Below are 25,827 nucleotides of genomic sequence, written 5' to 3'. Positions count from 1 at the left end.
GAATCATGAAGCTGAGAAGCGGCTTGTCTGCGGTTTCGCTTGTCATTGGTCTTGCGTCGGCGGCGTCAGCCGCCGCGGAGCAAAAGCCTGCCTCATTGGGGCTCGGAATCTTCACGTTTACCTCGGGTCCTGCGGCAGCCTACGGGATGCCCGGCAAGAACGCGGCTGACCTGATGATTGACGAGATCAACGCCAAGGGTGGCATCGAGGGTGTGCCTGTTAGTGCGACCTATGTCGATGAAGCACAAGGCGCGCAGGGCGTCATCGCGGAGTATCGCCGCCTCGCAAGTGACGCCAAGAACCAGGTGATGGTCGCGGCCTTGTCGAGCGCCAACTGCCTCGCGCTGGCACCGATCGCGGAGCAGATTGAGGTCCCGACGGTAGGGTGGAATTGCGACACCCATCAGCTTCTGATCGACGGCAAAAGCAAATACGTATTCCGCCCCAACGGCAACACCGTGCCTGAATTCATCGCCTACGCGATCTATCTTCTGGAGCGTAAGCCGAACGTGAAGACCGTCGCGATCATCAATCCCGACTACGCGTTCGGTCATGATGCAGCCAAGATCTTCACCGCAGCGCTGAAGGCGTTGAAGCCAGACGTCGACATCGTCGCCGAGCTCTATCCGAAGCTCGGCTCGCCAAACTACCAGACCGAGATTTCGCGCCTCACCACCGCGCGTCCAGATGTGGTCTTCTCAAACCTCTGGGGCGCCGACCTCGAAAATTTCGTTCGTCAGGCCGCGCCGCGTGGGCTATTCACGTCCAGTCAAGTGGTCCTTGCGCTCGGCGAGACCGTGCTGCAGCGTGTGCCGTTACCCGACGGCGTGATAGTCGGGGTTCTGGGCGACGGCTGGTGGATGTCGCCGGACGCCAAAGCCAATCCCGAGACGGCGAAGTTTGCCGAGGCATACAAGGCCCGTTTCGGCGAATATCCGGTGTTCCCGTCCATCAAGATGGCCAACGCGCTGATCTACGTAAAAGCTGCCTACAAGGCTGCGATGCAGAAGAATGGTGGCAAGTGGCCGACGCGCGCCGAACTGGCGGACGCCATGAAGGGCAGCAAGGTCGCGACCCTGACCGGCACCGCGCAGACGCGCGCCGACAATGACGGCCTCGTCGACCAGGTCGTCGGCGTCACCGTGAAGACAGCGGCGCAGCAGTTCCCCGTGATCGGTGACATGGTCCGCTACAAGGGCGACAGCCTGATGCCACAGGCCGGGCAGGACCCGCTGGCCTGGATTTCGACGCTGAAGCCGGAGTTCGCGAAGAGCCTGCCGAAGCCGGGAAGCTACAAATAGGCGGCCGGTAGCCGCGATTTGTCTCCAATCACGCAAGGCATAGGCCGATGTCAAATGCAATCATCCCCTTGCTGCTGGACAGTCTGGCCAGCGCAGCATTGATATTCTTTGCGGCGGTTGGCCTGACGCTGGTCTTCAGCGTGCTGCGCGTCCTCAACGTGGCCCATGGCAGCCTCTATTCGATCGGCGGCTATGTCGCGGCATCGATCTGCCTGTTCATTGCGAGCCGCCAACTCAACCCATATCTGTCGTTCGTGGCGTTGCTGTTCAGCGCCGTCCTCGTTGCGGCGATATTCGGTCCGCTGATCGAGCGCGGTCTGGTCCGTTGGACTTACGGCAAGTCGGAAGCCGTCCAGATCCTGATCACGTTCGGGCTGTTCCTCATCCTGGAGGACCTGCAGCGCGTGATCTTCGGCGTGAATTCCTTTTACGAGGATGCGCCTATGCGATTGCTCGGCACGTCGAGCATCGGCGGGGTCGTCTATCTCAACTACCAGATCCTCTTGATCGGGATGGCGCTTCTCGTAGTCATCGGTCTGCGGCTGTTGATCAACCATACCCGGCTTGGGCGCCTGATCACGGCTGTCGTGACCGACCGTGAGATGGCGCAGGCGATCGGCATCGACACCAACCGGATTTTCATCCTGGCGTTCTCGCTCGGCGTGTTCCTAGCGGCGCTGGGAGGGGCCCTGGCGACGCCGACGTCCGGCATCGCCCCGGGGCTCGGGGCCGACACCACGGTGCTCGCCTTTGCGGTGGCGGCGATCGGGGGCCTCGGACAGATCGAAGGGGCCGCGGTGGCATCGCTAATCGTCGGACTGGCGCGCGTGCTCGCGATCTATCTGGCGCCGTCGCTGGATGCCGTTGCGCCCTATGCGGCGATGCTTGTCGTCCTCCTGATCCGTCCCTACGGCCTGTTCGGATCGGTGACGGCGCGGAGGATATGATGCGAGCGATCTTTGCCGCCGCCGCGATGCTCACACTTGCCGTGCTGCCGGTCGCCGCACCCTGGCTGCAATTCGTGCTGACGCTTGCGATCGCCAAGGGCTTTGCGGCGCTGGGCGTTGCGATTCTGCTCCGCGCCGGGCTGATCTCGATCGGTCATGCCATGTTCTTTGCCGCCAGCGCCTATGGTGTCGCATTCCTGGCGCGTGCCGGCATCAATGATTTCGGCCTGCTCCTGATCCTCTCGGTGCTGTCCGCCGCGCTGGTCGGCGCCATTGCGGGATCGTTCCTTGTCCGATACCGCGCGATCTTCTTCGCGATGCTGAACCTCGCGGTCTCCATGGTCTTCTACGCATTGTGCTCCAAGCTTTATGGAGTCACCGGTGGGACCGACGGCTTGCCCGTTCCCATTCCCGGCATCTTCGGCATCGTGGTGACCGAGCCTGTCTTCAAGAGCGTGCTCTTCTATCTTAGCCTGACGCTGATGGTGCTGGTCGGCTTTGCCGTCCAGCGCTACCTGAACAGTCCGTTAGGCCATGCGCTCTCGGCGGTCCACACCAACGAGATCCGGCTTGAGTATCTCGGAATACCCGTCTGGGCGATCCTCCTGATTGCCTACGCCATTTCGGCGGCGCTGGCGGGGCTTGGTGGCGCGATCGCCGGCTTCGCGATCGGTCGAGTGGTGCCTGAATTCGCCTTTTGGACCGCGTCCGGCCATCTCGTGCTGATCGCCGTGCTCGGCGGGATCGGCGGCGTGCCCGGCGCCTTCCTCGGAGCGCTGTTCCTGGAGTTGCTCCACAGTGCCGCCGTCACCGTGACCGACGCCTGGAATCTGATCGTGGGCGTGGCCCTGATCGCCGTGATCATGTTTATGCCGCAAGGGTTTTATGGACTGTTCTCGCGCAAGGAGGCGTCGAGCCTATGACGCGTCCCATTCTCGAGGCCAAGGACCTTCATGTCGCGTTCAACGGGATCAAGGCTGCCGACGGTGTGAGCATCGCGATTCACGACGGCGAATTCCTCGCAATCATTGGACCGAACGGGTCGGGGAAGACGACCCTGCTCAATATCTGCACCGGCTACATCCGGCCGAAATCCGGCGGCGTGCAGCTTGATGGTTACGACATCACCCGCCTGTCGCCGCGCGCCATCGCGCGCCGCGGCGTCGCTCGCGCCTTTCAGATTCCGCAGCTGTTCTCCGCGCAACGCACCATCGACAACATGATGCTGGCGCTGGCGGCAACGGATGGATTGTGGAGCGCGGGCCGCCCGCTCGAGACCGCGGCGCGACGCGAGGAGGCGGAGGCGCTGCTCGACCTGGTTGGGCTCGCCGACGACAGTGAGCGGATCAGCAGCACCTTGCCCGAAGGGCATCGCAAGCTCTTGGACATCGCGGTTGCGCTGGCTCTCAAGCCGCGCCTTCTGCTGCTGGACGAGCCGACCAGCGGCGTCAGCGCGCTCGAGCGCTTTCAGCTCATGGAGGCGCTGATGGGTGCGCTCCGCCAGCGCCGCATCACGGCGCTGTTCGTGGAGCACGACATGGACGTGGTTGCCCGCTACGCGAGCCGTGTCCTGGTCTGGAACGCCGGCAACATCATGGCCGAAGGGCGACCCGACGAGGTATTCAAGAACGCGCAGGTCCGCGAACGCGTCGTGGGGGTGGCGTGATGCTCAGCCTCGACAAGGTCTGTGTCTCGATCGAAGGCGTTCGCGTGTTGCGCGAGGTGAGCTGCGACATCGTCGAGCGCAAGACGACGGTGCTGATCGGGCGCAACGGCGCTGGTAAGACGACGACGCTGCGCGCGATCATGGGGCTGCTTGGCCTTGATGGCGGCAACATCCGTCTCGACGCCGACGACCTCGGCCGTATGCCGGCCCATCACCGCGCACGCGCCGGAATCGGCTATGCGCCGGAGGATCGCCGGCTGATCTCGGAATTGAGCGTGGACGAGAACATTCGCCTTCCGGCGCTGGCGTTGAAGCTCGAGAAGGCGGAGATCGAGCGAAGGCTCGATGAGGTCTACAGCTTGCTGCCCGAGCTGCATGTCATGCGGGCAAGGCCGGCAGGTGGCGTCTCCGGCGGGCAGGGCAAGATGGTTGCGCTCGGCCGCGCGCTCACGGTGGCACGCAAGGTGCTATTGCTCGATGAACCCTTCCAGGGTCTTGCGCCGGCGCTTGCGCTCAACTATGCGCGCACGCTCGGCGAGTTGCGCAAGCGGCGACCGGAGCTTTCGCTGTTGATCACCGAATCGTCGCCGGCGCTGCTCGACCGGATCGCCGACAGGACACTGCAGATCGAGCGCGGCGAAATCCTCGCCACATCGACCAAGGATAGGGAATCCCATGTTGCTGCAATTTGACCGCATCGCCGAAGACCGGACCGACCGTGTCGGGGTCGAGATCAACTCTCTCGTCATCGCGGGGTGGGCCGGCAGGGATGCCGCGGCGATCGAGCACCACATCGAGGAGCTCGCTGCGCTCGGCATTCCGCGCCCCTCGACGACACCGCTCTACTACCGCGTCGCAGCACAAACGTTGACTCAGGCAAGCCGCCTGACCGTGCTCGGCCCGGATAGTTCTGGCGAGGTCGAGCCCGTCATTGTCGCCATGGCTGACGGGCTCTGGATCGGCATCGGATCTGACCATACCGACCGCAAGGCGGAAGCGTCAGGCATCGCCCTTTCGAAGCAGCTTTGCGGCAAGCCGGTCGGCTCGCGGCTCTGGTCTTACGCTGATGTCGAAGGGCATTGGGATGAACTGGTCCTTCGCTCGTGGGCCACGATCGACGGTAAGCGGGTTCTCTACCAGGAGAGCCCGGTTTCGTCGCTAAGGACGCCGCGCGATCTCATTCGCCGTCACACTGGCTCGGACACGCTACCGGCCGGCACGCTGATGTTTTGCGGCACGCCCGGTGCGATCGGCGGCATTCGGCCGGGGACGCGTTTTGACATGGAGTTATATGATCCGGTCCTCGCCCGCGCGCTGACCCACGGCTACGACATCGACGTGCTGCCTGTCGTTTCCTGATCATCAGTCCGCGGAACCGGTTTCGGCACCAAATGACAGCCTCATCTGACAGATCACAGCCGTCGGCCGTTGCGCGGCTGGAAGCGGCGCTGACGCGAATTCGTTCGCCGGAGGCTGAAAAGGCCTTCACCGCCGTGTTCGCGGAAAGCGCCCGGTGCGAGGCTGAGGCTGCGGATCGCGTGCCGCCGCCGGTGCGACGCGCGGCCCGCTTGATGGCCGTATCGTTTCGGTGAAAGCACTGTTCGATGTCGCTGGAACGGTGACGAGCTCGGGCTCCGCCGTGCTGCGCCGTCTGCCGCCCGCCGTTGAGGACGCTGAAGTTGTCAGGCGGTTGCGCGAGGCAGGTGCTATCATCGTCGGCAAGACACAGATGACCGAGTTTGCCTTTTCCGCGCTCGGTACGAATCCCCACGACGGCACGCCGGGCAACCCCCGAGACCGCAGGCGCGCTCCGGGAGGCTCGTCATCGGATGGATCGCCATGTCCTTTTGCAATCGCATCCGCCGGTCGTTCGATTTCCCGGTTTAACTGCCTGAGCTGTTGCTCAAGCCGCCCTCAGATCTCGCCGTGGACGAGGCGTCCTTCGAAGAAGGTTGCGAGCACGCGCGTTTTTGAAATGCGACCGGGTTCAATCTCGAAGAGATTGCGTTCCAGGACAACCAGGTCGGCGGACTTACCAATTTCGATCGAGCCGGTTACATGGCCGAGACCCATCGCACGCGCCGGATTGCGCGTATAGACTTCCAGCGCGGTTTCGAGATCGAGCGCCTGTTCCGGCCAGAGCGCGCCGGGATGCAGTCGCTTCGGATTGCACCGCGTGACCAGGCCCTCGAGACCGAACCAAGGGTCGGGCAGACCCACAACCGGCCAGTCGGAGCCCGCTGCCAGCAAGGCGCCCGTCGCGTGCAGATCGCGGTTTGGCCAGTAGCGTTCGGCTCGGCCGGCGTCGATCACCGCCGCATTGGCGACCGTGATGGCGCAAGGAAACCAAATCGCGGGGCAGAGGTCGGCAACAACATTCAGTTCCGCGAATCGCGAAATATCGGCGGGATCGATGAAGCTCGCATGAGCGATATGGTGCACGGGTCCCGGGCCACGCATCCGCCGCACGATTTCGACGGCGTCGAGAATGTCGCGCACGGCGGCGTCGCCCGCGCAATGGACCTTCACTCCTTTCCCGAGCGTCTCGGCGCGTACGAGCCAGTGCACAACATCGGGCAGGCGCAGAAAGGAATGGCAGACCGTTGCGCGACCATGCTCGTCGGGCAGATAGGCTTCGAGCATGGCGGCAGTGCGCGTCATCGGCACGCCGTCCATGAACAGCTTGAGAAAATCCGGCCGCACATGCGGCGTGCGATATTGCTCGCTTCGCGAGATCAACGCCTCGCCGAAAAATTCCGTGCCGGTCAGAGTGTCGAAAACCGGCAGCGATCCAACGCACCAAGCGTTGAGTTCGCCGCGCCGGTCGAGTCCGGCCAGTGCCTGCAACATGGTGAGCGTGGTATTAGCGTCCTGATAGGCGGTGACGCCGTATCCGTTGAGGATTTCGACTGCCCGCTTCGTCGAGGCTGTTTCTCGGGCGATCGGATCAGCGATTGACACAAGGGCAGCCCGTTCCGCCAGCGCAGACGACTTTTCCAGAAGCAGACCCACTGGAGCGCCGTTCTTGGGATCGCGTTCGATACGTCCGAGTTCCGGATCAGGTGTAGCGGCTGTCAAACCCATTAGTTCGATCGCGCGGCTGTTCACCCAACGATTGTGCAGGCTATCGTCGCGCAGCATCACCGGACGCCCGCCGCTCGCCGCATCGAGCGCGGCACGCGCCTCGGAGGTACGCAGGCGCGGAATGAGTTCGCTGCTCCAGATGCCGCCGCAAATCCACTCGTCCGAGCCGAGCCGCTCCGCGCGTTCGCCAACGAGCGCGATGATCTGGTCGAAAGTCGCGCTCGCGGGAAACGAGAGTTCGAACAGGTCAAGCTGGCCGCCGCGCGTATGGTGATTGTGTACGTCGCCCAGGCCCGGCAGGACCATGCGGCCCTTTGCGTCGATAACCCGTGCTTGGGCGTTGCGGAGCGCGTGCGCGCCGCCAGCCGACCCCACATAGATGATCTTACCTTTGCGGACCGCGACTTCTTCGGCCCAGGGATTGCCCTTGTCGACCGTGTAGATCTTCGCGTTTTCGAGAATAAGATCGGCTGCGGCTTGCATTGTCACGGACTCAGGTCGCAGGCTGCGATTTCGCCCGTCGCCAGCAAAGGGTTAGTGTCAGTGTGTAGACGCCGAGTAGCGCCGTCTGCAGCCAATAGGCGGTCGTGCCCTTGCCTGCAAGAACGATGCGCAGCGCGTCTGACAGATTGACGAGGCAGAGGCCGATCACCGTGATCCAGAGGGCCGCGAGCGCCGCAGGCACGACGTCCGGTATGCGCGCGGCGGAATAAAAAAGGCAGATATAGGCCACGACCGCGAAAGCGATGATCTTGTCCTGATAGGCGTAGAAGGGCGCATCATAGTAGATGAATAGGAGCGGCATCTTGAAGCCGACGAAATGCGCCGCCGCCATGCAACAGAAATAGGCCACGCCGGCCCACAGCAATCCGCCGAGAATCTTGTCCGCCATCGAGTCCCCTTCACCGCCTGCGGGCGGCGGTACTCTCATTTTGGCAGGGAATGGTTACATATAGACTTGAGGCGAGCTAGACACATAAAATTATGACTAGGAGGCTCCGATGGTCTATCATCGAAAACGTCCGGCGCTCGACCCCTGTCCCGTGGAAGCCGTGCTCGCGATGGTTGCCGGCAAGTGGAAGGCGCGCGTGCTCTATCTTCTGTCCCTCGACGATCTCACCTTCGGCGAAGTTCGTGCTTCGGTTGGCAATATTCGCCAGCAGGTGCTTGCGACCGTTCTCTCCGAAATGAGGGCCAGCGGGATTGTGCGACGCGCGGACGATTGCAATGCAAAAGAAACGCGTTATGCACTAACAGAACGTGGGCGCGAACTCGTCCAGCTGCTGCTGCCCTTGTCCGATTGGGGCAACGGGCTTCTCGCCGAAAAGGGAGAGTTGTGGCGCGCGCCCCGCATCCGCCGCAAATCATGGAGCTCTGGTGGCACGTCTGAAACGGCGCGGTGACCAGTATCACCGATTATCCCGTTGTAAGATCACTATCCGATCTTCTCACGCGCGAGCCAGGATCGCGCCGAGGGGGTGCCTGCGCGCGACGTAATCCCAAGGGTGGTTGTTCAGGCGCACTCTCGGCCGAGCAGGCACTCGATCTCGGAACTGCCATAAAGATCTACACGCGGAATCCAGCCAGGGCGATAGGACTCGGCCATATCAACGGGATGATCGAAGCTGGCAAAAAGGTATTTCCCTTCCGACCTGCCTCATCGAACGGTCACGGTCGGCCGATGGCGATGTTCGACCGATTGTGGATCTGCCCGCTTGGGCGCGACGGCACGGCCGTCGGCTTTGACGTAGACATCGACCTGTTGGCCAGCATAGAGCGGGAGATCCCCTCTATTGACGCTGTAGATGACCTGGAGTACGCGCGTGTCGACGCGCTCTGCGCTGAGCCCCGTTAGGGAAGTTTTTGGCACGACAAAGGGCTCGACGTAGGCGAAGCGCAAATCGAAGCTGATCGCGCTATTGCCCCGAAGGAAACCCTTGGCTGGCGTGCCCTGAATAAAGCGCCATGCATCATTTTCGTCGATATCAATCCGGACATGGAGCGTCTGCGTGTCTCCCATCAAGATGAGAGGTTTGGAGAGTGTGCCGGTCTGGGCATATTCTCCTGGGGCGACGTTCACCTGAAGGATATCTCCGGCAACGGGAGCACGCACCGTGAGGCGCTCGACCGCCGCTTCGGCTTCCTGCAGTTGAGCGGCCGCTAGATCCGCATTGGCTCGTGCAGAGGCGAGTCTGGCGTCCGCAAGCGCTGCCTCGTGTCCGCGGCCGGCGAATTCATCCGGGCTAATCACGTTTCTGTCGTGAAGAGGCTTGGCTTGATCCAACCGGCGACGCGCATTAGCGAGCAACAATTCGGCCTCTCGAACCTGCATCTTTGCGAGCGTCGTAGCGGCCTGGCGTGTGATAAGCTGGGTTTCGAGATCACGCCCATTGATGTGAAATAGCGCCTGGCCCTGCTCCACGCGGTCGCCGACCTTCACATTGACTTTCGCAATCACCCCGCTGGTTGGTGTGCTGATAGCGACGTTGCGGGTGCGAGCCTCGATCATGCCGCCGCCGGCAACATAGCTTTGATACGGTGCTGCTGCCGGCTGCACAATCGGCTGAGCCACCGGGCGCGGTGTACCTGCCTGGAGGACAAGCCAGAGGCCGCCCAGAATGCCGAGCACAGCTAGAACCGGGAGGGTGAGCCGGCTTTTCATCAAGACGTCGCTCCCGCTGCGTTCCGTGGCCTCTCGAAATGGGTAATGCGGCCGTCATCCATATGCGCGATCCGGTCGGCAAAGCTGAGGATGCGCTGATCGTGAGTGACGACGATGAGAGTGCGGCCTTCACCTGTGGCGATGCCGCGCAGGATCTCGAGCACGTGTTGCCCGGTCGCATGATCGAGCGCGCTGGTCGGCTCGTCACAGACGATCAGTTCCGGCTCGTGGACCAGAGCACGAGCGATCGCTACCCTTTGCTGCTGACCACCAGACAGCTGAGAAGGAAAGTGTTCGGAACGTTCTGCGAGCCCGACCCGCTCCAACGCCTGACGCGCTTTAGCAATGCCGTCGCTTTCATTCATCCCGTTCAGAAGGAGCGGAATCATGACGTTCTCAGCGGACGTCAGTTGAGGAATCAGGTTGAAAGCCTGGAACACAAAGCCAAGCGACTGCCGTCTGAATGCGGCCTTGGTCGTTTGATCCATGCGTTCAACATCCTCGCCGAGCACGACGCATCGCCCGCCGTCATGATCGAGAAGGCCGGCAATAATCGAGATCAATGTCGTCTTTCCGCAGCCGGATGGGCCGACCAGCATGATGAGCTCGCCCCGGGGGACTTCCAGATCGACACCGCGTAGCGCGGTCACCTGCTGCGCGCCGTGCCCATAAACTTTGATGAGGCGGGTGCAGACGACGCTTGCTCCAGCATTGAGATGTTGTCTTGCAGCTGCAGCGATCATGTCTTGAACACGGAGGCCGGATCTAGACGGATGACTTTGCGTATGCTCAGGCCCGAAGCGATCACGCATAGAAGAACGATTCCGCAGGCGCTGACGAGAAACAGCGACCAACTCAGTTCGAACGGAAATCGGGGTCCGATCACAAGGCTGAACAGCGAAATGAGACCCACGCCGAGACCGTAACCGATCGCGCCAGCAACGAGCGCCTGCGCCATGATCATCGTGAGGAGCGTTCGATTCGTCGCACCCATTGCCTTCATGACGCCGAAATAACGTAGATTCTCAAGTGTGAAGTTGTAGAAGGTCTGGCCGGCAATTAGGCCGCCGACACCAAAGCCGATGATGGCGGAGAGTCCGAAGAGAGTGAACGCGGGCGTGTTTTGGATGACGTACCAGAGCGTCATCTGCTCGAATTGCTCCCTGGTAACGGCGGCAAGCCCCGTCCAACGGCGAATGTTGGAGATCACTGGGCCCACTTCAGTTCCAGCCTTCGCCTTAACCAAAACGAAGGACAGCGTTTTCCTCTCGCTCGGTACGTAAGACTTGGCACGAGAATAAGTCGTGTAGATGGTTGGCACGCCCATGTTGGTTGTGGTGGCTTCGCTGATGCCGACGACCACCGCCCGACGCTCGTTCATCTCAATGACATCACCGATCATGAGTGGAATCGGCGGTTCGTTGGAGCGTGGACTTGGGCGAGCAAAGCGGTTGTTCGCCCCGTCAGCGCTCACGATCACTCCGTCTGCTCGCCGAAGGTCAGCGAGTTTGCCGGACAGTATGATGGGCGGCCCACCGATCAATGTCGTATCGTCGAGGCCGATCAGGACGGAATTCTGGAAATTGCCGTCGGCGAGACGGACCCGTGTTGTGCCCTTATAGATCGGCACGGCCCAGACAACACCCTCAACGCCGCGTACGCGCGCGACGGTCGTGTCCGATAGCGGTTTGACGTCGTCGATATAGCGCACCATCGGGTCCATCACCCAGATGTCGGCAAGTGCCGCGTCCGAGACGAAGCCGTAACTCCTCTTCACGAGCCCGAAGAACATCGCCGGCTGCTGAGTCATGATGAAGGTCGTAAAAACAAGCCCCAGCACCATACCCAGGTACTTTCCTTGATCTCCAGTGAGCATCTTGATTGCGACTAAGACCATAGCCTTTCGCTGCTCAGTCGCTCGCGAAGAGGGCGCTGCTGCGGTGGGCATCAATTGCCCTGGAGCATCGGCACGCATTGCTTGGGGAGCTTGTCCTTGTTTTCACTGATGCAGCGCTGGATCGCAGCCCGGTTCGGCACAAATCCCGGTCGGCAGATTTTTTGGATTTCCTGCCGGCACATCTGTCTGACGTCTTGGCTCATCTCAGCTTGCGGGCTTTGCTTCGGTTGAGCCTCAGCAGTATTGGGTAGAACGACAGCAATTGTGGCGAGGACGAGTGGAATTCGTCTCATGATCGGCAACCTCCGTGCGTAACGTTGCGATGCACACATAGGCGCTATCGGAGGCGTCCAGGTTTAAGTCATGTTAATAGATGTTGCCGTGGGGCCTCTTTGCGTCGATGCCGTAATAAAAATAAATACTTGAGCCCGTGACGTCGGAGATTGTCGCTGGGATAATGGGGCTATCTGCGGAGTCTGCTGAAATGTCGATATTTGAGTGCGGCGAAGTCGTGCCACCCGCCTACACCGCTCACCCGGCTGCAAGGCCCCACATCCTGCTCGTGGAGGATGACCCGGAGATCTCGCGGATGCTAACGGACGTGCTATCGGAGAGCGGGTTCGTTGCCTTGTCCGTCGGTTCGGCCGTGGAGATGGATGCGCTCCTTGCACGAGAAACGGTCGATCTAGTCGTACTGGATGTGATGCTGCCAGGTGAAGACGGCCTCAGCATCTGCCGAAGGCTCAGGGCGGCGTCCGCAATACCGATCATCATCGTGACAGCGCGGGGCGAGGACGTCGATCGAATCGTCGGCCTGGAAATCGGTGCTGACGACTATGTTGCCAAGCCGTTCAATTCGCGGGAGTTGGTGGCGCGCATCCGCGCGCTCCTGCGCCGCGCGCAAGACGGGCGCGAGACTGCGCGCCTCCGCGCGCGACAGTTGGCGTTCGCCGGATGGCGGATCAATCCCACGACGCGGCAGTTACAAGACCCCGAAGGGGTTAGGATCGCGATGACTAGCGTAGAGTTCGACCTGCTCCTGGCTTTCTGTAGAAATCCCGGCCGCGTTCTCTCGCGCGAGCGCCTGCTAGAATTGGTTCATGGCGGCCTGGCAGGACCGATCGAACGGAGCATCGATGTTCACGTCAGCCGTATTCGCCAGAAGATTGAGGTCGATCCGCGAGATCCGATGCTGATCAAGACGGTACGCCTAGGCGGCTACCTGTTCACGCCGGACGTAGAGGAAACCTGATGCAATTTCCGGATCGGCTGATCCCTCGCAGCATCACAACGCAAATCACCAGCATTGTCGCAGTTTCCGTGATGCTCGGGGTCGTGCTCACCGTCACCATGTTGCTGTTCTTTGGCATCAGAGATGGCCCGTCGGCTGTAGCCGGACGGATTGCCAACATTACCCGGCTTGTGCGTTCTGCAGCCAGTCCAACTGAGGTGGGCGTCATCATAGCCGCCACCCAGCGTTCTGGCATCGACGTGAGATACGTGGCTCTGGCCGATCTGGAGGCATCGCCTCCCAACGCCAAGCTGCCTGTGCTGTCTGGACTAATCGCACACCAATTGGAATCTAGTCAGAATATCGAGGTTATCGCCGACTCCCGATATCCGGCCGGTCCCGCTTATCAACTGGTCGTGAAAATGGACGATCGCGCCGCCCTGATCTTTGCAGCATCTCCAGGGACAAGCGCATACAGCTTCCTTCTGGCGCCGACCACTTTGACGCTAACGACCGTTCTGGTCTTCGTCCTGTTCCTTTCAATCTATGCCGTCCGGTGGATCATTGCGCCGCTCTCCGCCGTCGTCGCGGCAGCGCAGTCATTTGGACGTTCTCCTGATAGCAATCACGCGGTCAACCGCCCCGCTCCTCGTGAGATCGCCCAGGTCGCAGACGCGCTCAATGAGATGCAGATCCGTATCCGCAACCTTCTTGATGATCGGACGCGCATGCTCGCCGCCATCAGTCATGACCTCAGAACGCCTCTCACGCGTCTGAGGCTGCGAGCGGAAAGGATTGCCGATCAAAGCTTGCGCGAAAGCATGCTGCGCGAGATCGAGCAAATCAGCTACATGCTGAACGAGACGTTGGATTATCTCCGCCATGACGCAAGATCCGAGGTAATGTCACGCGTCGATCTGCCCAGCCTTCTGCAAACTGTCTGTGCCGATTTCGCCGATGTGGGCCATAACGTTTCCTATGAGGGACCGGGTCGGCTCACTTGGACGTGTAGACCGGCCACTCTCACGCGCGCGATCAGCAATATCGTTGCGAACGGTGTGAAGCACGGCTCGTTCGTCACTGTGAACCTGAGAACCTGTGACGATGGGACAGCAGAAATAGACATATCTGACGACGGACCTGGCATCCCGGCCGCTCTCCGAACCAAGGTCTTCGAACCTTTTTTCAAGGGTGATGACGCGCGCGCACTCGCGGGGGATGGTTTCGGTCTTGGGCTTTCTATTGCGCGCGATGCCGTGAGCGGGCACCGCGGTGAGATCAGCCTGCTCCAGCGGCTTCCGACTGGCTTGATAGTTCGAATCCAGATCCCGCGAGCAGATGAGAACGAACCTGCGCGCGAGCGAAGTGTCCTCAATGCCCAGAGTGATTGCCCACAACGAGGAGCAGCGTAGGAGCAGCCGGCCAATAGCGGGTCTTGCCCGCCGAGTTGCTGTAAGGTGAGCGATCGACCCTCGCCGGGAATTTCTTCGCTGTGCGCGGTGCTCCGGTCAGCGTATTGCCGAAGACCATGTCGCCGCCGAAGTAAAGCGGAGCGCCTAGTCGATCTGACCAGACGACACAAGAGTTTGCCGGCAAGCCGTGGGCCTCACCGGGCGTCACCGCGAACCGGATCGGCAGGCCGTTGGTATAAACCAGCGCTTGAATCTTTACTGGTCAACCTGCCCGTGACCGTACTGCCTACTGTTCCGTTGACGCACGCTCCGCGCTGATGCGGCTGGCTCCCAGTTTGGGAGCTTGAATCACAGGCGTCCCGCCAAGGCTGCGCTGCAGACCCTTTTCGGCCAAAACTCAATTGTCCTGCCAAAACTTGGTGAGACATCAGACAAACAGATTCCTGATCTCAGACGCCTGAAAGAGCATTATTGTTTAGGAAGGACTATATTGTTTAAGAAGAACTATATTGTCTCCAGACAGTTCTCGCTGTCGACGAGCCTCGATACGATCGGTCCGATCGCCCTGGGGGTCGCGGACTGCTTCGTGGCGGATCAGGTGCTTTTGGGGGAAGGCGTGCCGTCGCGACCGCGGGTAGCCTCTCCCAACACCTTCCGTCTCATTGTGGCCCGCGGTCGCCTGTTTCATCGCTGCGAGCCCGAAGTGCTCAACGCGTTTGAGAGTACCGTAGAGCGGCTTCGATCATATGGCTTGCAGATCGACGATGGATCGATCGAGGCTGCTCTCGATAATGTCGCAGGGATCGACAAGATCGGCACGTTTCCGTCCATCAAGGTCGGTGCGACGCTGCGTAGTCTCGGGATATCGACCCTCGATGGGGTCGATCCGAAAACCCGCGTTCGCATCGAAGCGGGCGCCAGCATCCTCGCTGTTGACTATGTGCGCATGGCGCGGCTCCGGCACGCTGCCATCCGTTCCTTTGAACAGTCTTTCACCGAGAATGAAGTTTTCATTCTGCCGACGACGCCAATCCGTGCGCCGTTTCTGTCATCGGTGGAGGAGGACAGCGCGTTCCATGAGTTCAATGGACTGGTACTTCGCAATCCACGCGTCGCCAACATGCTCGATTGTCCGTCGATCTCGTTGCCGTTATCGCTCGACGGTCTTTCCGCCGGGTTGATGCTGATCGGCCGCAGGAACGCAGACCGGCGCTTGCTGGAGATTGCGTCTAGTGTGGAGACGCTGCTGCGAGGCTATTCGCATGCTGTTTAAGCTTTTCGCGCGAATGGGCCGCCGAATCCACGATCGAGTGGAAAGACCCTAGCAAGATCGCAGGTGGAGCGTGGCCGCGACATCGTCGCCGTTGAGCGTTGTACCGCTGATCCCGTGCCGAATTGTGATCTCGTCGTCGATGCCACCGGCAGGATCGTGCTCCCAGGGCTTGTCAATGCCCATACGCATCTCTGCATGGTGTTCGGCCGCACGATCGGTCCGGAACGCCGCCTCCTCGAGTGGCTCGATCTCCTGATGCCGATGATGGCCGCGATGGACGAGGAGGCGCTCTACGTCGCGGAACTGGATTGATCGCCTCGCGCTTTTCGGACCTCATCGCTAAATTCGGGCGACAAGATCGCGCCAGCGGATTGGATACTAGGCTCAAGCTCGCTTACAAGTTCCTTTGCATGCGTTTTTCTTGAGCCTCCTTTCGGTTTACGTTCCTGGGCGGCTCGATCAGCCCAAGACGACCATAGATGCTGTGCGGCATAGGCGCGCCATGGCCGCCAAGCCTCCGCGCGCGTTAGCAACTCTGTTGGAGTTGGGCGCCGCCCCGTCGAGTCCTCCATCGCGCGCATCAGGCCGATATCTGCTGCCGGAAAGGCATCCGGTTCACGAAGCTCACGCATCGCGATGTACTGGGCCGTCCATTCGCCGACACCAGCGAGGGATCGAAGCTGCACGATCGCTTCGTCGAGACTTCGACGCGCACCAAAGATCTTGGGGTCGGCGACAACGGCATTGGCGAGGGCCGCCAGCGCGGCAATCCGCTTCCTTGGCATTCCAAGATGCGAAAGATCCGATTCCGCAATCCGCTTCGGACGCGGGAACACATGGGTCAGTTCGGGAAGGTCGGCATGCCTCGTCTTCAGCGGCTTACCGTGAGCGGCAACCAGCTTGCCCGCAAGCGTGATTCCGGCAGTCACGGTAACTTGTTGGCCGAGCAGGGCCCGCACCGCAAGCTCAAAGCCGTCCCAAGCGCCTGGCACACGCAGCCCCGGCCGCGCCTTAATCATGGCCGCGAGCGCGGGGTCCTTGGTGAGATGCGACTCGATCGCCGCGGGATCAGCAGCCAAATCGAACACGCGCCGCAAGCGCGCGATGATAGCGGGAAGCGCTGACAGTTTCGGAAACCTGACCATGGCCTCAAGCGCATTCTCGCCGGTGGGCCGAACCACGATGATCCCTTGCGCTCCGTCGAGTTCGATGGCGCGGGCATAGGCGTCTCCAGCGACCGTCTCAATCCCGGGAATGCTGCGGAGCCGCAGAAACCCCAGCATGGCCGACCAGTCATAGGGCGGACGATAACGCAGGCGGATCGTCACGCTGCCAGCAGCGTCCAAGGATACGTCAGGGGCCCTGCATCGACGCAAAGCGCTTGGCGCGCGGCCGTACAATTGTTGGAACGTCTGATTGAACCGGCGCACACTGCCAAAACCAGAGGCGAGCGCCACTTCGGTCATCGGGAGGCTGGTTTCGTGGATCAGTTGCTTCGCCAATAGCACGCGGCGCGTTTGGGCTACGGTTATGGGCGATGCCCCCAAATGCCGGCGGAACAGGCGACGCAGCTGACGCTCGCCAACGCCCAAGCGATCGGCAAGGGCTACGACGTCTCCATCGTCCATAGCCCCTCCCTCGATGAGAGAGAGGGCGCGCGACACTGTGCTGGATGTTCCTTGCCAGGCGGCAAGGTCGGGAGCGGCCTCGGGCCGGCATCGAAGGCACGGACGAAATCCCGCCTCGTGAGCGGACGCCGCCGTCGAATAGAATGTTACGTTTTCCTTTTTTGGAACGCGCGCCGGACAGATCGGCCGACAATAGATGCCGGTCGTCTTAACGCCGATAAAGAGCCGGCCATCGAACCGAACATCCCGGGTCGAGATCGCTCGGTAACAGGCGTCATGGTTAAGATCCATGAGACTCAATCTCATATCGCTCCAGTGAGGTCTGGCAGTTTCCGGACTCTATCACCTCTCCCGGGTGTTTTCGACGACCAGGTCCGATTCCTGCGAGAAAATCAGCCTGCAATTTGCGATGCAGCAGGCTCATTTTTGGAGAGAGAGCATGATTCTGGAAGGCAAAGTAGCGCTCGTCACCGGTGGCAACACCGGCATCGGGCAGTCAACGGCTCAGCTTTTTGCGCGGGAAGGCGCGAAAGTAATGATCGTTGGCCGCCGGGAAAAGGAGGGCGAGGCAGTAGCCGCCGCAATCAAGGATGCGGGCGGCACGGCTGCGTTCATCAAGGCCGATGTGTCCAAGGAAGATGACTGCCGCGCCATGGTGTCGCGCACGGTCGAAACATTTGGCCGGCTCGACATCGCCTTCAACAACGCCGGCATCGGTCGTGCGGGCAAGCTGATCGCCGACGAAGAAGAAGCTGGCTTCGTTAACGTGCTCGCGACCAATCTTCTCGGCGCCTTCCTGTCGATGAAATATGAAATCCCGGCGATGCTCGCCAATGGCGGAGGGTCGATCATCAACACCGCCTCCGTCAGCGGTCTTGTGGCAAGCCCTGGACAATCGGCTTACATCGCGAGCAAGCATGGCCTTCTCGGCCTGACAAAGGCCGCTGCGCTCGAATACGCAAAGAAGGGCATTCGTGTGAATGCAATTTGTCCGGCCGCAACGCGCACGGAAATGGTCAAGCGGTGGTTTTCGATGCCTGGCGTTGAAGAACGCGTGACTGGCGCGATGCCCGCGGGCCGCATCGCAGAGCCGGACGAAGTCGCGAGGACCGTGCTCTTCCTGTCGAGCGAAGCTGCATCCTATGTTTCCGGCCATCCGTTTGTCATCGACGGCGGCTTCGTCGCTCAATAGCCGAACCGATCCGAGCGCGAAACAGGAAGCGTAGGTATCACGGGAAAGGAGAGGGGGAGTCCGTTGGCTAGGAATGCAAGAAACGGTTCGAACGTCCTCGTCCTCCGCCTTGAGCGGGTGTCGACAGTTCTGGATGACATGCTCGTTGTGACCGACGAGCGTGACGCCCTGCGAGCCCTCGATTGGCTCAATTTCGAGGATCGCATGCACCGCCTTCTGCGATTGCATTATGGCGTCGGTGGCTATCGTCTTGTTCAAGCGGCTGACCAATCTGCCGCGCGCCAGAGCTTGGAGAAGTACTTTGCGGGAGATGTCAGAGCCATCGATGAAATCTCTGTCGAGACGGGCGGCACACCGTTTCAGCGAGAAGTCTGGTCGGCTCTGCGCAAGATCCCTGCCGGGAAGACGACAAGCTATGGATTGCTTGCCACCGAGATCGACCGCCCGAACGCCATTCGCGCCGTCGGCATGGCAAATGGTTCAAACCCCGTTGGCATTGTCGTTCCCTGCCATCGCGTCATCGGTAAGGACTCGTCGCTGACGGGATACGGCGGCGGGCTCGAGCGCAAGCGCTGGCTGCTCGAGCATGAAGGCGTGCTCCTGCCAACCCGATCGGCCGCGCCTTGATCCTGGTGCTTATTACGGAGATGTGCGCGCGATTGAGGCAGATGCTCTGCGACCAGCCGAGAAAGAAACGTCAATGAAATTCGATGCTCACCTCGATCGTGCGACCAAGTTTCTGGAGTTAAACCGCGCCGGCAGCCTCATCTTGCCGAACGCGTGGGATGCGGCGAGCGCCAGAATCTTTGAGGAAGCAGGCTTTCCAGCGGTCGGCACAACGAGCGCGGGAATAGCGTACGCACGTGGCCGCAGGGACGGCCAGAAGCTCGTTCGCGGGTCGATGATGCACGAGTTTGCATCGATCGTCGCGGCGGTATCGGTGCCGGTCAATGCGGACATTGAAGCTGGCTATGGGGCATCACCCTACGACGTCGAAAGGACCGTGAGAGGTGTTCTCGACCTGGGTATTGCGGGCGTCAATCTCGAGGATAGCAGGCATGAGAATGGCGCATCCCCATTGTTCGAAATCGCAGCGCAGGAGGACCGGATCGCAGCTGCGCGTTCAGCCGCGAACGACAGCCGTGTACCCCTCGTCATCAACGCCCGCATTGACACTTTCCTTGCCGGCGTCGGGGCAGATGCGGCCGAGCGCGCAGCAATCACGGCTCAGCGCGGAGCCGCTTATCTGAAAGCCGGGGCCGACATCGTTTTTATCCCTTTGCTGACGGATCCTGACACGATCCGAAATCTTTCGGGAGCCATCGGTGGGCCCATTAGCCTCATGGCGATGCCTGGAGCGCCCAGCGCAAAGGCGCTCTTCGAGGCGGGCGCGAGCCGGGTCAGCATTGGGCAAACAGCCATGCTTTCGGTCCTCGCACATCTTCGCGACATCGCATCGGAGATCCGCTCATCCGGTACGTGGGACGCAATTGCCGACCGCTTCTATGGGTTTGCCGAAGCGGAAGCGCTTTTTCCCGCCGGCCGATAGCCGTTATTCTTCCAAGGAGCCTGCCATGGCAACATTCAAGCACAGCGATTTGACCTTCTGGTACACAGAGGAAGGAGCGGGCGAACCGCTAGTTCTGATTCCCGGGGTAACAGGCGACGAGCGGCTATGGCGGCGCGTTCTACCGAAGCTCTCCGCCACGCACAGGGTCATCTCGTTCGACAATCGGGATGCGGGCAGGAGCAGCGTTTGCGAGGCGCCAAGCTACGGTCCTGCTGACATGGCCGGCGATGTCCTGGCCTTGTTCGACCATCTCGGGCTCAAGAAGGCCCACGTGATGGGACACTCGCTGGGCGGACAAATCGCGCAGGAGCTCGCCCTGAGCGCGCCAGACCGCGTTAATGGCCTCATCCTCGCCAATACGTGGTCGAAGGGCGATGGCGAGCTGGATGCTTTACTGACCATACGTGAAGCCTTCAGCCGAGAACTATCGGATGAGGCCTTTGCTACTCAGAGCATCTACTTCAATTTCGGGCCCTCATTCTTTCGCAAGACGCCGATTGCCAAGATCGTCGAAGTCTTTCTCGCCTCTGGCCCGCGGCCGCCGCGAGAGGCGGTCCGGCGGCAAATCGCAGCCGCCAGGAAGGCCGACACACTCGGCCGCCTCGGCGCGATTTGCTCTCCTACACTCGTCGTTTGGGGTGATGAAGACCGAGATTTCCAGAAGTTGCACGCCGAACAGTTAGCCGCAGGGATACCTGGGGCAAAGCAGGCCTGCATCTTCGGAAGCGGCCATTGCCCCATGATCGACAGGGCCGATGATTTCGCCGACGCGGTCTTGGCATTTCTCGACGAAATCGAAGAGGGCTCATCGGTCTCGGCGGGAGCCGTGACGCGGAGATAACGCCATGCCGTACAAGCTGGTTGGCGCCGATGGCCGCTCGTATCTTAGTGATATGCCTGGCTTGCTCGGAGGGCATCGGCGGCTCAAAGGCTATGGAAGGCTCGATTGTCGGAGCGCCCGGCAATGGATCGCGCGCGGGCATTACACGCGCCATCGCGTGTTCTTCGCCGATGAAACGACCGCTATCGCCGCCGGCTACCGACCTTGCGCGCGATGTCTTCCTGACCGCTACGCTCTTTGGCGTAAAGACCGCGCCCAGTGGGCGAAGACCAGCTTGGCGGCCCCGCAAAGCCCGGGTACTTAGCCCGCAGCCGAACTTCCAGCTTCTTGCAAGGAGTCTCCCATGAGCACCACCGCAGCGACCGAGCTTCGACACCAGTTTGTGGATGTGGAAGGGGCGCGCCTGCACTACGTCATTGCTGGCTCCGGCCCGCTCATGTTGTTCGTGCACGGATTTCCACAGCATTGGTATGCCTTCCGCCATCAGCTCGCCGAGTTTGCCAAGGACCACACGGTTGTGGCAGTCGATCTGCGCGGCGTGAATCTGTCGTCGCGACCAAAAAATCTCCGGGACAATGGGGTCTGGGTTGCGGCAGATGACATGAAGTGTCTGGTCCAGCATCTGGGCTTCTCGACCTGCATCATGGTTGGTCATGATTGGGGGACAGCCGTCGGATATTCGTTCGCCCTGCACCATCGCGAGATGCTCGACCGCCTGGTGGTCATGTCCGGTTCGCACCCTGCAACTTTCGACCGCGAGCTTCACTGCAACGAGAGCCAGATAGTCGGTGGCAAGCATTGGCTAAGGCTGCGCCGGCCGGATAGCGCGGCAAAAATTGCAGCAAACGATTTCGAGGCGTTGAAGCGGACATTTGCTGAGCATTCCTTCTTCACGAAGGATGATCTTGAAGCCTACCTCGCTGCATGGCGTCAGCCAGGTGCTATTGAAGGAATGGTTGCCTGGTATCATGCGGAAGGGTGGGGGCCTGCCGAGGGATTGTCACCGGCCCATGGCAACTATGTCCACGAGATATCTCCGCAAATCATTACCATGCCGACTCTCGTCATCTATGGCGACCGGGACAAGTTCCTTGTACCCCAAAATTATGATGGACTCGACAAGTATGTTCCCCACTTGACGATCCACCGCATCGAGGGCGGAAGCCACTGGATCTTGGATGAGCATCCGGCGCTCATCAATCGCTATATTCGCGCGTTTTTGGAAAGCGCGTCAGCGCAACACGATTGAGGAGCCTGACGTGAGCTAGGTCCTCGTTGAGAAGCCATCACAGCGACATTGACGGCGTCATTGAAATGCGCTGCGCCCCGCAGCCTTGTGCTTCTGATAGCGTGAGTTGATTTCCTGAATAAGGCGCTCGAATTGCTCAATGCTGGTTCCGGTTAAGACCTTGGTCGGGTCCTTGCCCATCTGCACCATGAACTCACGTGCGGGCCGGGTTTTGAAAAATTCCATGCCGATCGCTTCAAATGCTTCTTCGTACCGCTTCACGATGCGAGGGATTTTGGAATTGAGACTGAGTGTCTTTCCCTTCAGCTCCTTGGCGTATGTTTTGTTGACGAGGTCGGTGTAAATGGCCGGGTCGATTATGTCCTCAATGTCCGACTCTGCTGGCGAAGGGTCGAAGGCTGCGGCGGTGAAGACAATCGACGTATCGCGCAGCACCTTTGACTTGATCAGCTCCTCGCGTTGATCTCGGCCGGCTTTGTCGTCATCCAACAAAACGATCACGTCGAGCTCCTGCGAGGCGAGCAGGGAAGTCATGTAGCTGACCTTTCCAGCACCACCCGCGGGCGTGAGCACCATCTTTTCGACCAAGCGGGTCTTGCCTGTCTCGGCGAAGTAATCGTTGACCGAAGAGAGAATCCAAAAGTCGGTTACGCCTTCAACGACCAGATTCGCAGAGCCGACAAACAACGTTTGCGAGAGATTGTAGCCCAGGGCAGCTTGTATCGGGAAAAGCGTGCGCGCGTCGCCGCTCGGGTCCTTCGTTACTTGCGTGCCTTTCTCCGTGATGTTCACCGTGCGAACAACTTCGATAAGATCCGGAGGAATCATGAAGGGTGAGTGCGTGGTGTAGATAATCTGGTTTCCGTAGTCGTCGCGCAGATGGTGCAGCAAATCCTCTTGTGATCTTGCGTGCAGATACAGTCCAGGCTCGTCAAGCAAGAGAATTGCGTCAGTTGCGTCACCACCTTGGGTGTCGGCCGAGAATGCAATGTAAAACGAGAAGAACCAGCGGAAGCCACGGCTCCGCTCATCCAAGTTCACTTCGACAGGGTATTCAACATTCTCGTCGTAGATCAGGGTGTCGAGGTTAGGTCCGTCAGGCGAAAGCCGGACCGTCAGCTTCTTATCCTTCCAGAGGCGGCGCATTTCCTTGGTGATGAGCGCGCTTGCTCGGCTGAGGAGCGTCTGACGTTTCTCGTGGTCGCTTTGGAGGGAGTGAATTTCGTCAGGGTCGAAGCCGGCGACCTGCGCCAACTTTTCAAAGTTCTTGTCCTCTTCCGTGAGTTGGTTCTCGGAGCGGCGTTTCTGCATCTTCGCCAGATTCTGGTGACCATCCAGCTCCGGAAATTCAGCGATATAGATGAACGGCGGCACCCACTCCAGAACCTTAGCCCTGGCCTTGCCGTGGGCTTCGTCAAAAGTGGAGATGTCGGAGGCTAATTCTTCCAATCCGGCAAGCAACTCGTCGGCATTTTCGTTCAAGGCAATCCCGGCTGCGCCCATGGCAGCGCGGAACGCCTTCGACGTCTTGACCACGTTTGCTCCCCACGCCTTCGGGTCATCCGGCTTGTTGGCGGCGTCCGTCAGCGCCTGGAGTGCTTTCTCGGAGGGGTCGAGGTGGGGCTCTGAGAGTCCGTTGACAACGCCATCCAGCACAGGCGTGAGCCGTCTCAACTGCCCGGTCACCTTCTTGGGATCGAGAACGGGTGCCTTGAGGCCGACCAGTTCCACGGAGGTTTGGGCTGCGTGATACGTGCGAGCGATAACGACCTTTGAGATGGTCTGGTCTTTGATGATCCCGGCCAGCTCTGTCCTCTGCCTGTCTGAAAGCTCCCAGGTCGTCCTCGCCACGACGGTATTCGGCTTGCACTGGTTGAGGTGCCGACCCCGGGGGAAGTTCTTAACAGGGTCGATGTCCTTCCGGCCGCCGATAGGATTGACGGTTTCCAGTGCGAGCAAGAGGTTGGACTTGCCGCTTTCATTGCGTCCAACAAGGGCGGTGAGCTGTTCAATAGGAATGTCGCCGCTATTCTCGACTGAACGGAAATTCTCGACGGAGAAATTGGTGAGTTTCAATAGTTCCCCCTTCGTGCCCGGGACATTTCTACCCGTTGCGGTAGTGTGACCTCAAGGGGGTATTACAGCCGGTTGCGGGTCTTCCCCAAATGGTTCTCGTGGCTGCCGTATTTGGCTTCCCAGCTCTTTACGCCGATCCGGTGAGATTCATGGTGGTGGTGGCAGAGGGGGATGACTGACTGTATCGTCCGGGGCCTTTAATCCTATCCCTGTGCCCCACTAGGCACCCCGAGGGTGGTGGGGTTCTCGGCGGACACTTGCCGCACACACTGCACGGCATTTGCCGGATGCGGGCGAGGTGCTTTGGGTTTTTTCTCACGCATTGTGCTTCTCTTCAGGTTTTCTGCCGCGCTTAGCCAGAGCGCCGCTCGGTCGCGTAGTTCCTGGGTGAACTCCCGATCTGCGCCGTTGGCCTCCAGCGTATCGGCCGTAGCGATGTTGGAGGAAGCAAGTTGCTCCAGCTCCTTCATCTGCGCGGCTTTGCTATGCGGCACGTTTTATCCCCATGGCTGTGTCGTAGTCGTCATCGTTGGTAGGGGCAGCGATGCTGAGGTGGCGGCAAAATCCTCCACGCCGTGAAGGAATTTCGTGGAGCCATCCACGGTTCAAAATCGAGTCGTTCTTAGAAATGAGATCGAGTCGTTCTTTCAGTGTCCGCACAACAGTCCGCTTACCGCATGAGGTCGCCTGGATTCGAATCTGGAATCAGATAGTTATGAGCGGCCAGTTCTAAGCATTGAAGCTGCGGAACGGAGACGACGTTAACTCCGTCAGACGTACGTGCCGCTCAGTCCAGCTTGGAGGGCACGAGTTCAAATTTGTAGCGCGTCATACAATGTTGGCGAAGCCGACAAGCGGTTCTGCGATTTCTGGGCGGCGACGTCGTTGTTCGCTGGAGCGCTTCGTACAACAATCGTACAAAATCCTGAGCGGATAAGTCCTAGCACGTTGGTGCGGGGTATCGTCGCGGAGGGCCGCCCTTCCGTATTGCAGGACAGCCTGCACGCGATCGCCGAAGTGAAGTCGAGGCGGATACTGCCTACCGCTGCATGGCTGGAGGTCGGTGGGGACGCGCGCGCGTTTCTACGGCGCGGCATCCGCCTGCTCGGCGAGAAGTACGATGCCTTCTTCAAAGCCTTCCTCGCCGCCAAGACGCACGCGTCGCGAACCCTGTTCCGAAACGCCGAAGGCGACTACAAGCCCGACGAGGAAGCCGCGCGCTATCCAAAATTCGTCTCGCCGAATCCCGAGCGGCAATTCGGCAGCCTCTAGCCGAAGTTCTGCGAGGCCAAGAATACTTCGCCGGCGACCCGGAAAAAATGGGAGCCCTACTTCGAGCAGCTCATGCGACGGATCGGAAGCCGTGACATGGCCCGCGTAACCGAGCAGCACCTGCTCGACTGGCGCGACGCGCTGCTCGCGTCGAAGCTGTCGCCGGTCACGGTGAAGGACGGGTACGTCGCGGCCATGAAATTGTTCTTCGGCTGGTCGAAGCGCATGAAGAGGCTCGCGACGAATCCTGCCGCCATCCAGCACGCTGTCGCAGCGCTTGAATGCACCGCGCGCGATGCTGTGGGGGTTCGCTTCTGACCGCGCGCGGCATTTGCGCAAAGGCAAGAATGTCAGCGACGATGATGCGGAGCTTGTCGTGAGCGTCGCCTGCGCTATCTGCGCTTTTCTTGCGAAGCGTCCAGACGGCGCCTAGACACTATTCCGCTCGATCGTCATCATCTAAATGCCGGTCATGAGGCCCATGGTGATGCTGCTGCCCGTTTCGGACATCTTGCCGATGATCGGC

The 25,827-nt window shown here is 60.4% G+C and carries 28 protein-coding genes and 2 pseudogenes; 20 read left to right on the top strand and 10 right to left on the bottom strand.

Translation table 11 applies throughout. From position 1 onward, the window contains the following. Positions 1-5 precede the first annotated feature (5 nt). The 7 genes and pseudogenes from V1288_RS10275 to V1288_RS34055 form a co-directional block, all read left to right on the top strand. Complete coding sequence (locus tag V1288_RS10275; protein ID WP_334356927.1) at positions 6-1,301, top strand: ABC transporter substrate-binding protein; 1,296 nt, start codon at positions 6-8, stop codon at positions 1,299-1,301. 47 nt (positions 1,302-1,348) lie between these two features. Then, on the top strand, positions 1,349-2,248 hold the full coding sequence (locus tag V1288_RS10270) for a branched-chain amino acid ABC transporter permease (protein ID WP_334356926.1): 900 nt from the start codon (positions 1,349-1,351) through the stop codon (positions 2,246-2,248). Further along, on the top strand, positions 2,248-3,171 hold the full coding sequence (locus V1288_RS10265) for a branched-chain amino acid ABC transporter permease (protein WP_334356925.1): 924 nt from the start codon (positions 2,248-2,250) through the stop codon (positions 3,169-3,171). The genes V1288_RS10270 and V1288_RS10265 overlap by 1 nt, the downstream gene beginning before the upstream one ends. Then, entirely contained in the window at positions 3,168-3,914 is a 747-nt protein-coding gene (locus V1288_RS10260) for an ABC transporter ATP-binding protein (protein ID WP_334356924.1), read from the top strand. The genes V1288_RS10265 and V1288_RS10260 overlap by 4 nt, the downstream gene beginning before the upstream one ends. Further along, positions 3,914-4,606 (top strand): ABC transporter ATP-binding protein, encoded by a 693-nt coding sequence (locus V1288_RS10255; protein WP_334356923.1) that lies wholly within the window; start codon positions 3,914-3,916, stop codon positions 4,604-4,606. Before V1288_RS10260 ends, V1288_RS10255 begins: the two co-directional genes overlap by 1 nt. Further along, a complete protein-coding gene (locus V1288_RS10250) occupies positions 4,590-5,273 on the top strand; it encodes a DUF2848 domain-containing protein (RefSeq protein ID WP_334356922.1) in 684 nt (227 codons plus the stop codon). The genes V1288_RS10255 and V1288_RS10250 overlap by 17 nt, the downstream gene beginning before the upstream one ends. 229 nt (positions 5,274-5,502) lie before the next feature. Further along, positions 5,503-5,682 (top strand): annotated as a pseudogene (locus V1288_RS34055) (amidase family protein); the annotation flags it as partial. A gap of 146 nt (positions 5,683-5,828) precedes the next feature. Here the strand turns inward: V1288_RS34055 and V1288_RS10240 are convergent. Beyond that, positions 5,829-7,481 carry an amidohydrolase gene (locus V1288_RS10240; protein ID WP_334356921.1) on the bottom strand — a complete coding sequence of 551 codons (1,653 nt, stop codon included), beginning with the start codon at positions 7,479-7,481 and terminating at the stop codon, positions 5,829-5,831. Between the two features lie 10 nt (positions 7,482-7,491). Then, positions 7,492-7,890, bottom strand: a complete 399-nt coding sequence (locus V1288_RS10235; protein ID WP_334356920.1) for a hypothetical protein — start codon at positions 7,888-7,890, stop codon at positions 7,492-7,494. A gap of 109 nt (positions 7,891-7,999) precedes the next feature. Here V1288_RS10235 and V1288_RS10230 point away from each other — a divergent pair, with 109 nt between their 5' ends. Further along, positions 8,000-8,401, top strand: a complete 402-nt coding sequence (locus tag V1288_RS10230; protein ID WP_334356919.1) for a winged helix-turn-helix transcriptional regulator — start codon at positions 8,000-8,002, stop codon at positions 8,399-8,401. 254 nt (positions 8,402-8,655) lie between these two features. On the opposite strand, the gene V1288_RS10225 is transcribed toward V1288_RS10230, so the two are convergent. From V1288_RS10225 to V1288_RS10210, 4 genes are read right to left on the bottom strand one after another with little or no spacing between them, the layout of a single operon-like run. Next, positions 8,656-9,660: an efflux RND transporter periplasmic adaptor subunit gene (locus V1288_RS10225; protein ID WP_334356918.1), complete on the bottom strand. Its 1,005-nt coding sequence runs from the start codon at positions 9,658-9,660 to the stop codon at positions 8,656-8,658. Then, a complete protein-coding gene (locus V1288_RS10220) occupies positions 9,660-10,403 on the bottom strand; it encodes an ABC transporter ATP-binding protein (RefSeq protein WP_334356917.1) in 744 nt (247 codons plus the stop codon). The genes V1288_RS10225 and V1288_RS10220 overlap by 1 nt, the downstream gene beginning before the upstream one ends. Continuing rightward, complete coding sequence (locus tag V1288_RS10215) at positions 10,400-11,557, bottom strand: ABC transporter permease (RefSeq protein ID WP_334356916.1); 1,158 nt, start codon at positions 11,555-11,557, stop codon at positions 10,400-10,402. Before V1288_RS10215 ends, V1288_RS10220 begins: the two co-directional genes overlap by 4 nt. A 50-nt stretch (positions 11,558-11,607) precedes the next feature. Beyond that, entirely contained in the window at positions 11,608-11,850 is a 243-nt protein-coding gene (locus V1288_RS10210; RefSeq protein WP_334356915.1) for a hypothetical protein, read from the bottom strand. A 191-nt stretch (positions 11,851-12,041) separates the two neighbouring features. On the opposite strand from V1288_RS10210, the gene V1288_RS10205 reads away from it, so the two are divergent. The 4 genes from V1288_RS10205 to V1288_RS10190 all read left to right on the top strand — a co-directional run bounded on the left by V1288_RS10205 (position 12,042) and on the right by V1288_RS10190 (position 15,785). Then, the gene (locus tag V1288_RS10205) at positions 12,042-12,809 is read left to right on the top strand and encodes a response regulator (RefSeq protein WP_334356914.1); all 768 of its coding nucleotides are present in this window, start codon (positions 12,042-12,044) and stop codon (positions 12,807-12,809) included. Further along, positions 12,809-14,200: an ATP-binding protein gene (locus V1288_RS10200; RefSeq protein WP_334356913.1), complete on the top strand. Its 1,392-nt coding sequence runs from the start codon at positions 12,809-12,811 to the stop codon at positions 14,198-14,200. Before V1288_RS10205 ends, V1288_RS10200 begins: the two co-directional genes overlap by 1 nt. Positions 14,201-14,543: 343 nt before the next feature. Further along, positions 14,544-15,473, top strand: a complete 930-nt coding sequence (locus V1288_RS10195; protein WP_334356912.1) for an amidase family protein — start codon at positions 14,544-14,546, stop codon at positions 15,471-15,473. Positions 15,474-15,536: 63 nt separating this feature from the next. After that, positions 15,537-15,785: an amidohydrolase family protein gene (locus V1288_RS10190; RefSeq protein WP_334356911.1), complete on the top strand. Its 249-nt coding sequence runs from the start codon at positions 15,537-15,539 to the stop codon at positions 15,783-15,785. Here the strand turns inward: V1288_RS10190 and V1288_RS10185 are convergent. Further along, positions 15,764-17,101, bottom strand: a complete 1,338-nt coding sequence (locus V1288_RS10185; protein ID WP_334361271.1) for a DNA-3-methyladenine glycosylase 2 — start codon at positions 17,099-17,101, stop codon at positions 15,764-15,766. The two genes, V1288_RS10190 and V1288_RS10185, sit on opposite strands and share 22 nt — an antisense overlap. Before the next feature lie 90 nt (positions 17,102-17,191). Further along, positions 17,192-17,392, bottom strand: a pseudogene (locus V1288_RS10180) (Ada metal-binding domain-containing protein); the annotation flags it as partial. Between the two features lie 148 nt (positions 17,393-17,540). Between V1288_RS10180 and V1288_RS10175 the strand changes: the two are divergent. From V1288_RS10175 to V1288_RS10150, 6 genes are all read left to right on the top strand, one after another. Further along, positions 17,541-18,293 (top strand): glucose 1-dehydrogenase, encoded by a 753-nt coding sequence (locus tag V1288_RS10175; RefSeq protein WP_334356910.1) that lies wholly within the window; start codon positions 17,541-17,543, stop codon positions 18,291-18,293. 63 nt (positions 18,294-18,356) lie between these two features. Then, the gene (ogt, locus tag V1288_RS10170; protein WP_334356909.1) at positions 18,357-18,920 is read left to right on the top strand and encodes a methylated-DNA--[protein]-cysteine S-methyltransferase; all 564 of its coding nucleotides are present in this window, start codon (positions 18,357-18,359) and stop codon (positions 18,918-18,920) included. Positions 18,921-18,993: 73 nt separating this feature from the next. Beyond that, a complete protein-coding gene (locus V1288_RS10165; protein ID WP_334356908.1) occupies positions 18,994-19,842 on the top strand; it encodes an isocitrate lyase/PEP mutase family protein in 849 nt (282 codons plus the stop codon). Positions 19,843-19,867: 25 nt separating this feature from the next. Continuing rightward, positions 19,868-20,704 (top strand): alpha/beta fold hydrolase, encoded by an 837-nt coding sequence (locus V1288_RS10160; protein WP_334356907.1) that lies wholly within the window; start codon positions 19,868-19,870, stop codon positions 20,702-20,704. 4 nt (positions 20,705-20,708) lie between these two features. Then, positions 20,709-21,008 carry an Ada metal-binding domain-containing protein gene (locus V1288_RS10155; RefSeq protein ID WP_334356906.1) on the top strand — a complete coding sequence of 100 codons (300 nt, stop codon included), beginning with the start codon at positions 20,709-20,711 and terminating at the stop codon, positions 21,006-21,008. Between the two features lie 39 nt (positions 21,009-21,047). Then, the gene (locus tag V1288_RS10150) at positions 21,048-21,953 is read left to right on the top strand and encodes an alpha/beta fold hydrolase (protein WP_334356905.1); all 906 of its coding nucleotides are present in this window, start codon (positions 21,048-21,050) and stop codon (positions 21,951-21,953) included. A gap of 57 nt (positions 21,954-22,010) precedes the next feature. Here V1288_RS10150 and V1288_RS10145 read toward each other — a convergent pair whose 3' ends face one another. Both V1288_RS10145 and V1288_RS10140 read right to left on the bottom strand, forming a co-directional pair. Beyond that, complete coding sequence (locus V1288_RS10145) at positions 22,011-24,029, bottom strand: AAA family ATPase (RefSeq protein ID WP_334356904.1); 2,019 nt, start codon at positions 24,027-24,029, stop codon at positions 22,011-22,013. A gap of 203 nt (positions 24,030-24,232) precedes the next feature. Beyond that, complete coding sequence (locus V1288_RS10140) at positions 24,233-24,523, bottom strand: hypothetical protein (RefSeq protein WP_334356903.1); 291 nt, start codon at positions 24,521-24,523, stop codon at positions 24,233-24,235. Between the two features lie 454 nt (positions 24,524-24,977). On the opposite strand from V1288_RS10140, the gene V1288_RS10135 reads away from it, so the two are divergent. Both V1288_RS10135 and V1288_RS10130 read left to right on the top strand, forming a co-directional pair. Further along, a complete protein-coding gene (locus V1288_RS10135; RefSeq protein WP_334356902.1) occupies positions 24,978-25,301 on the top strand; it encodes a hypothetical protein in 324 nt (107 codons plus the stop codon). A gap of 96 nt (positions 25,302-25,397) precedes the next feature. Further along, positions 25,398-25,619 (top strand): hypothetical protein, encoded by a 222-nt coding sequence (locus tag V1288_RS10130; protein ID WP_334356901.1) that lies wholly within the window; start codon positions 25,398-25,400, stop codon positions 25,617-25,619. Positions 25,620-25,827 lie beyond the last annotated feature (208 nt).

Origin of the sequence: Bradyrhizobium sp. AZCC 2176 (genome assembly GCF_036924645.1) — a bacterium.
Classification (GTDB): Bacteria; Pseudomonadota; Alphaproteobacteria; order Rhizobiales; family Xanthobacteraceae; genus Bradyrhizobium.
The sequence above is the reverse complement of the archived record's forward strand: the minus strand, read 5'-3'. Positions and strand labels throughout refer to the sequence as shown.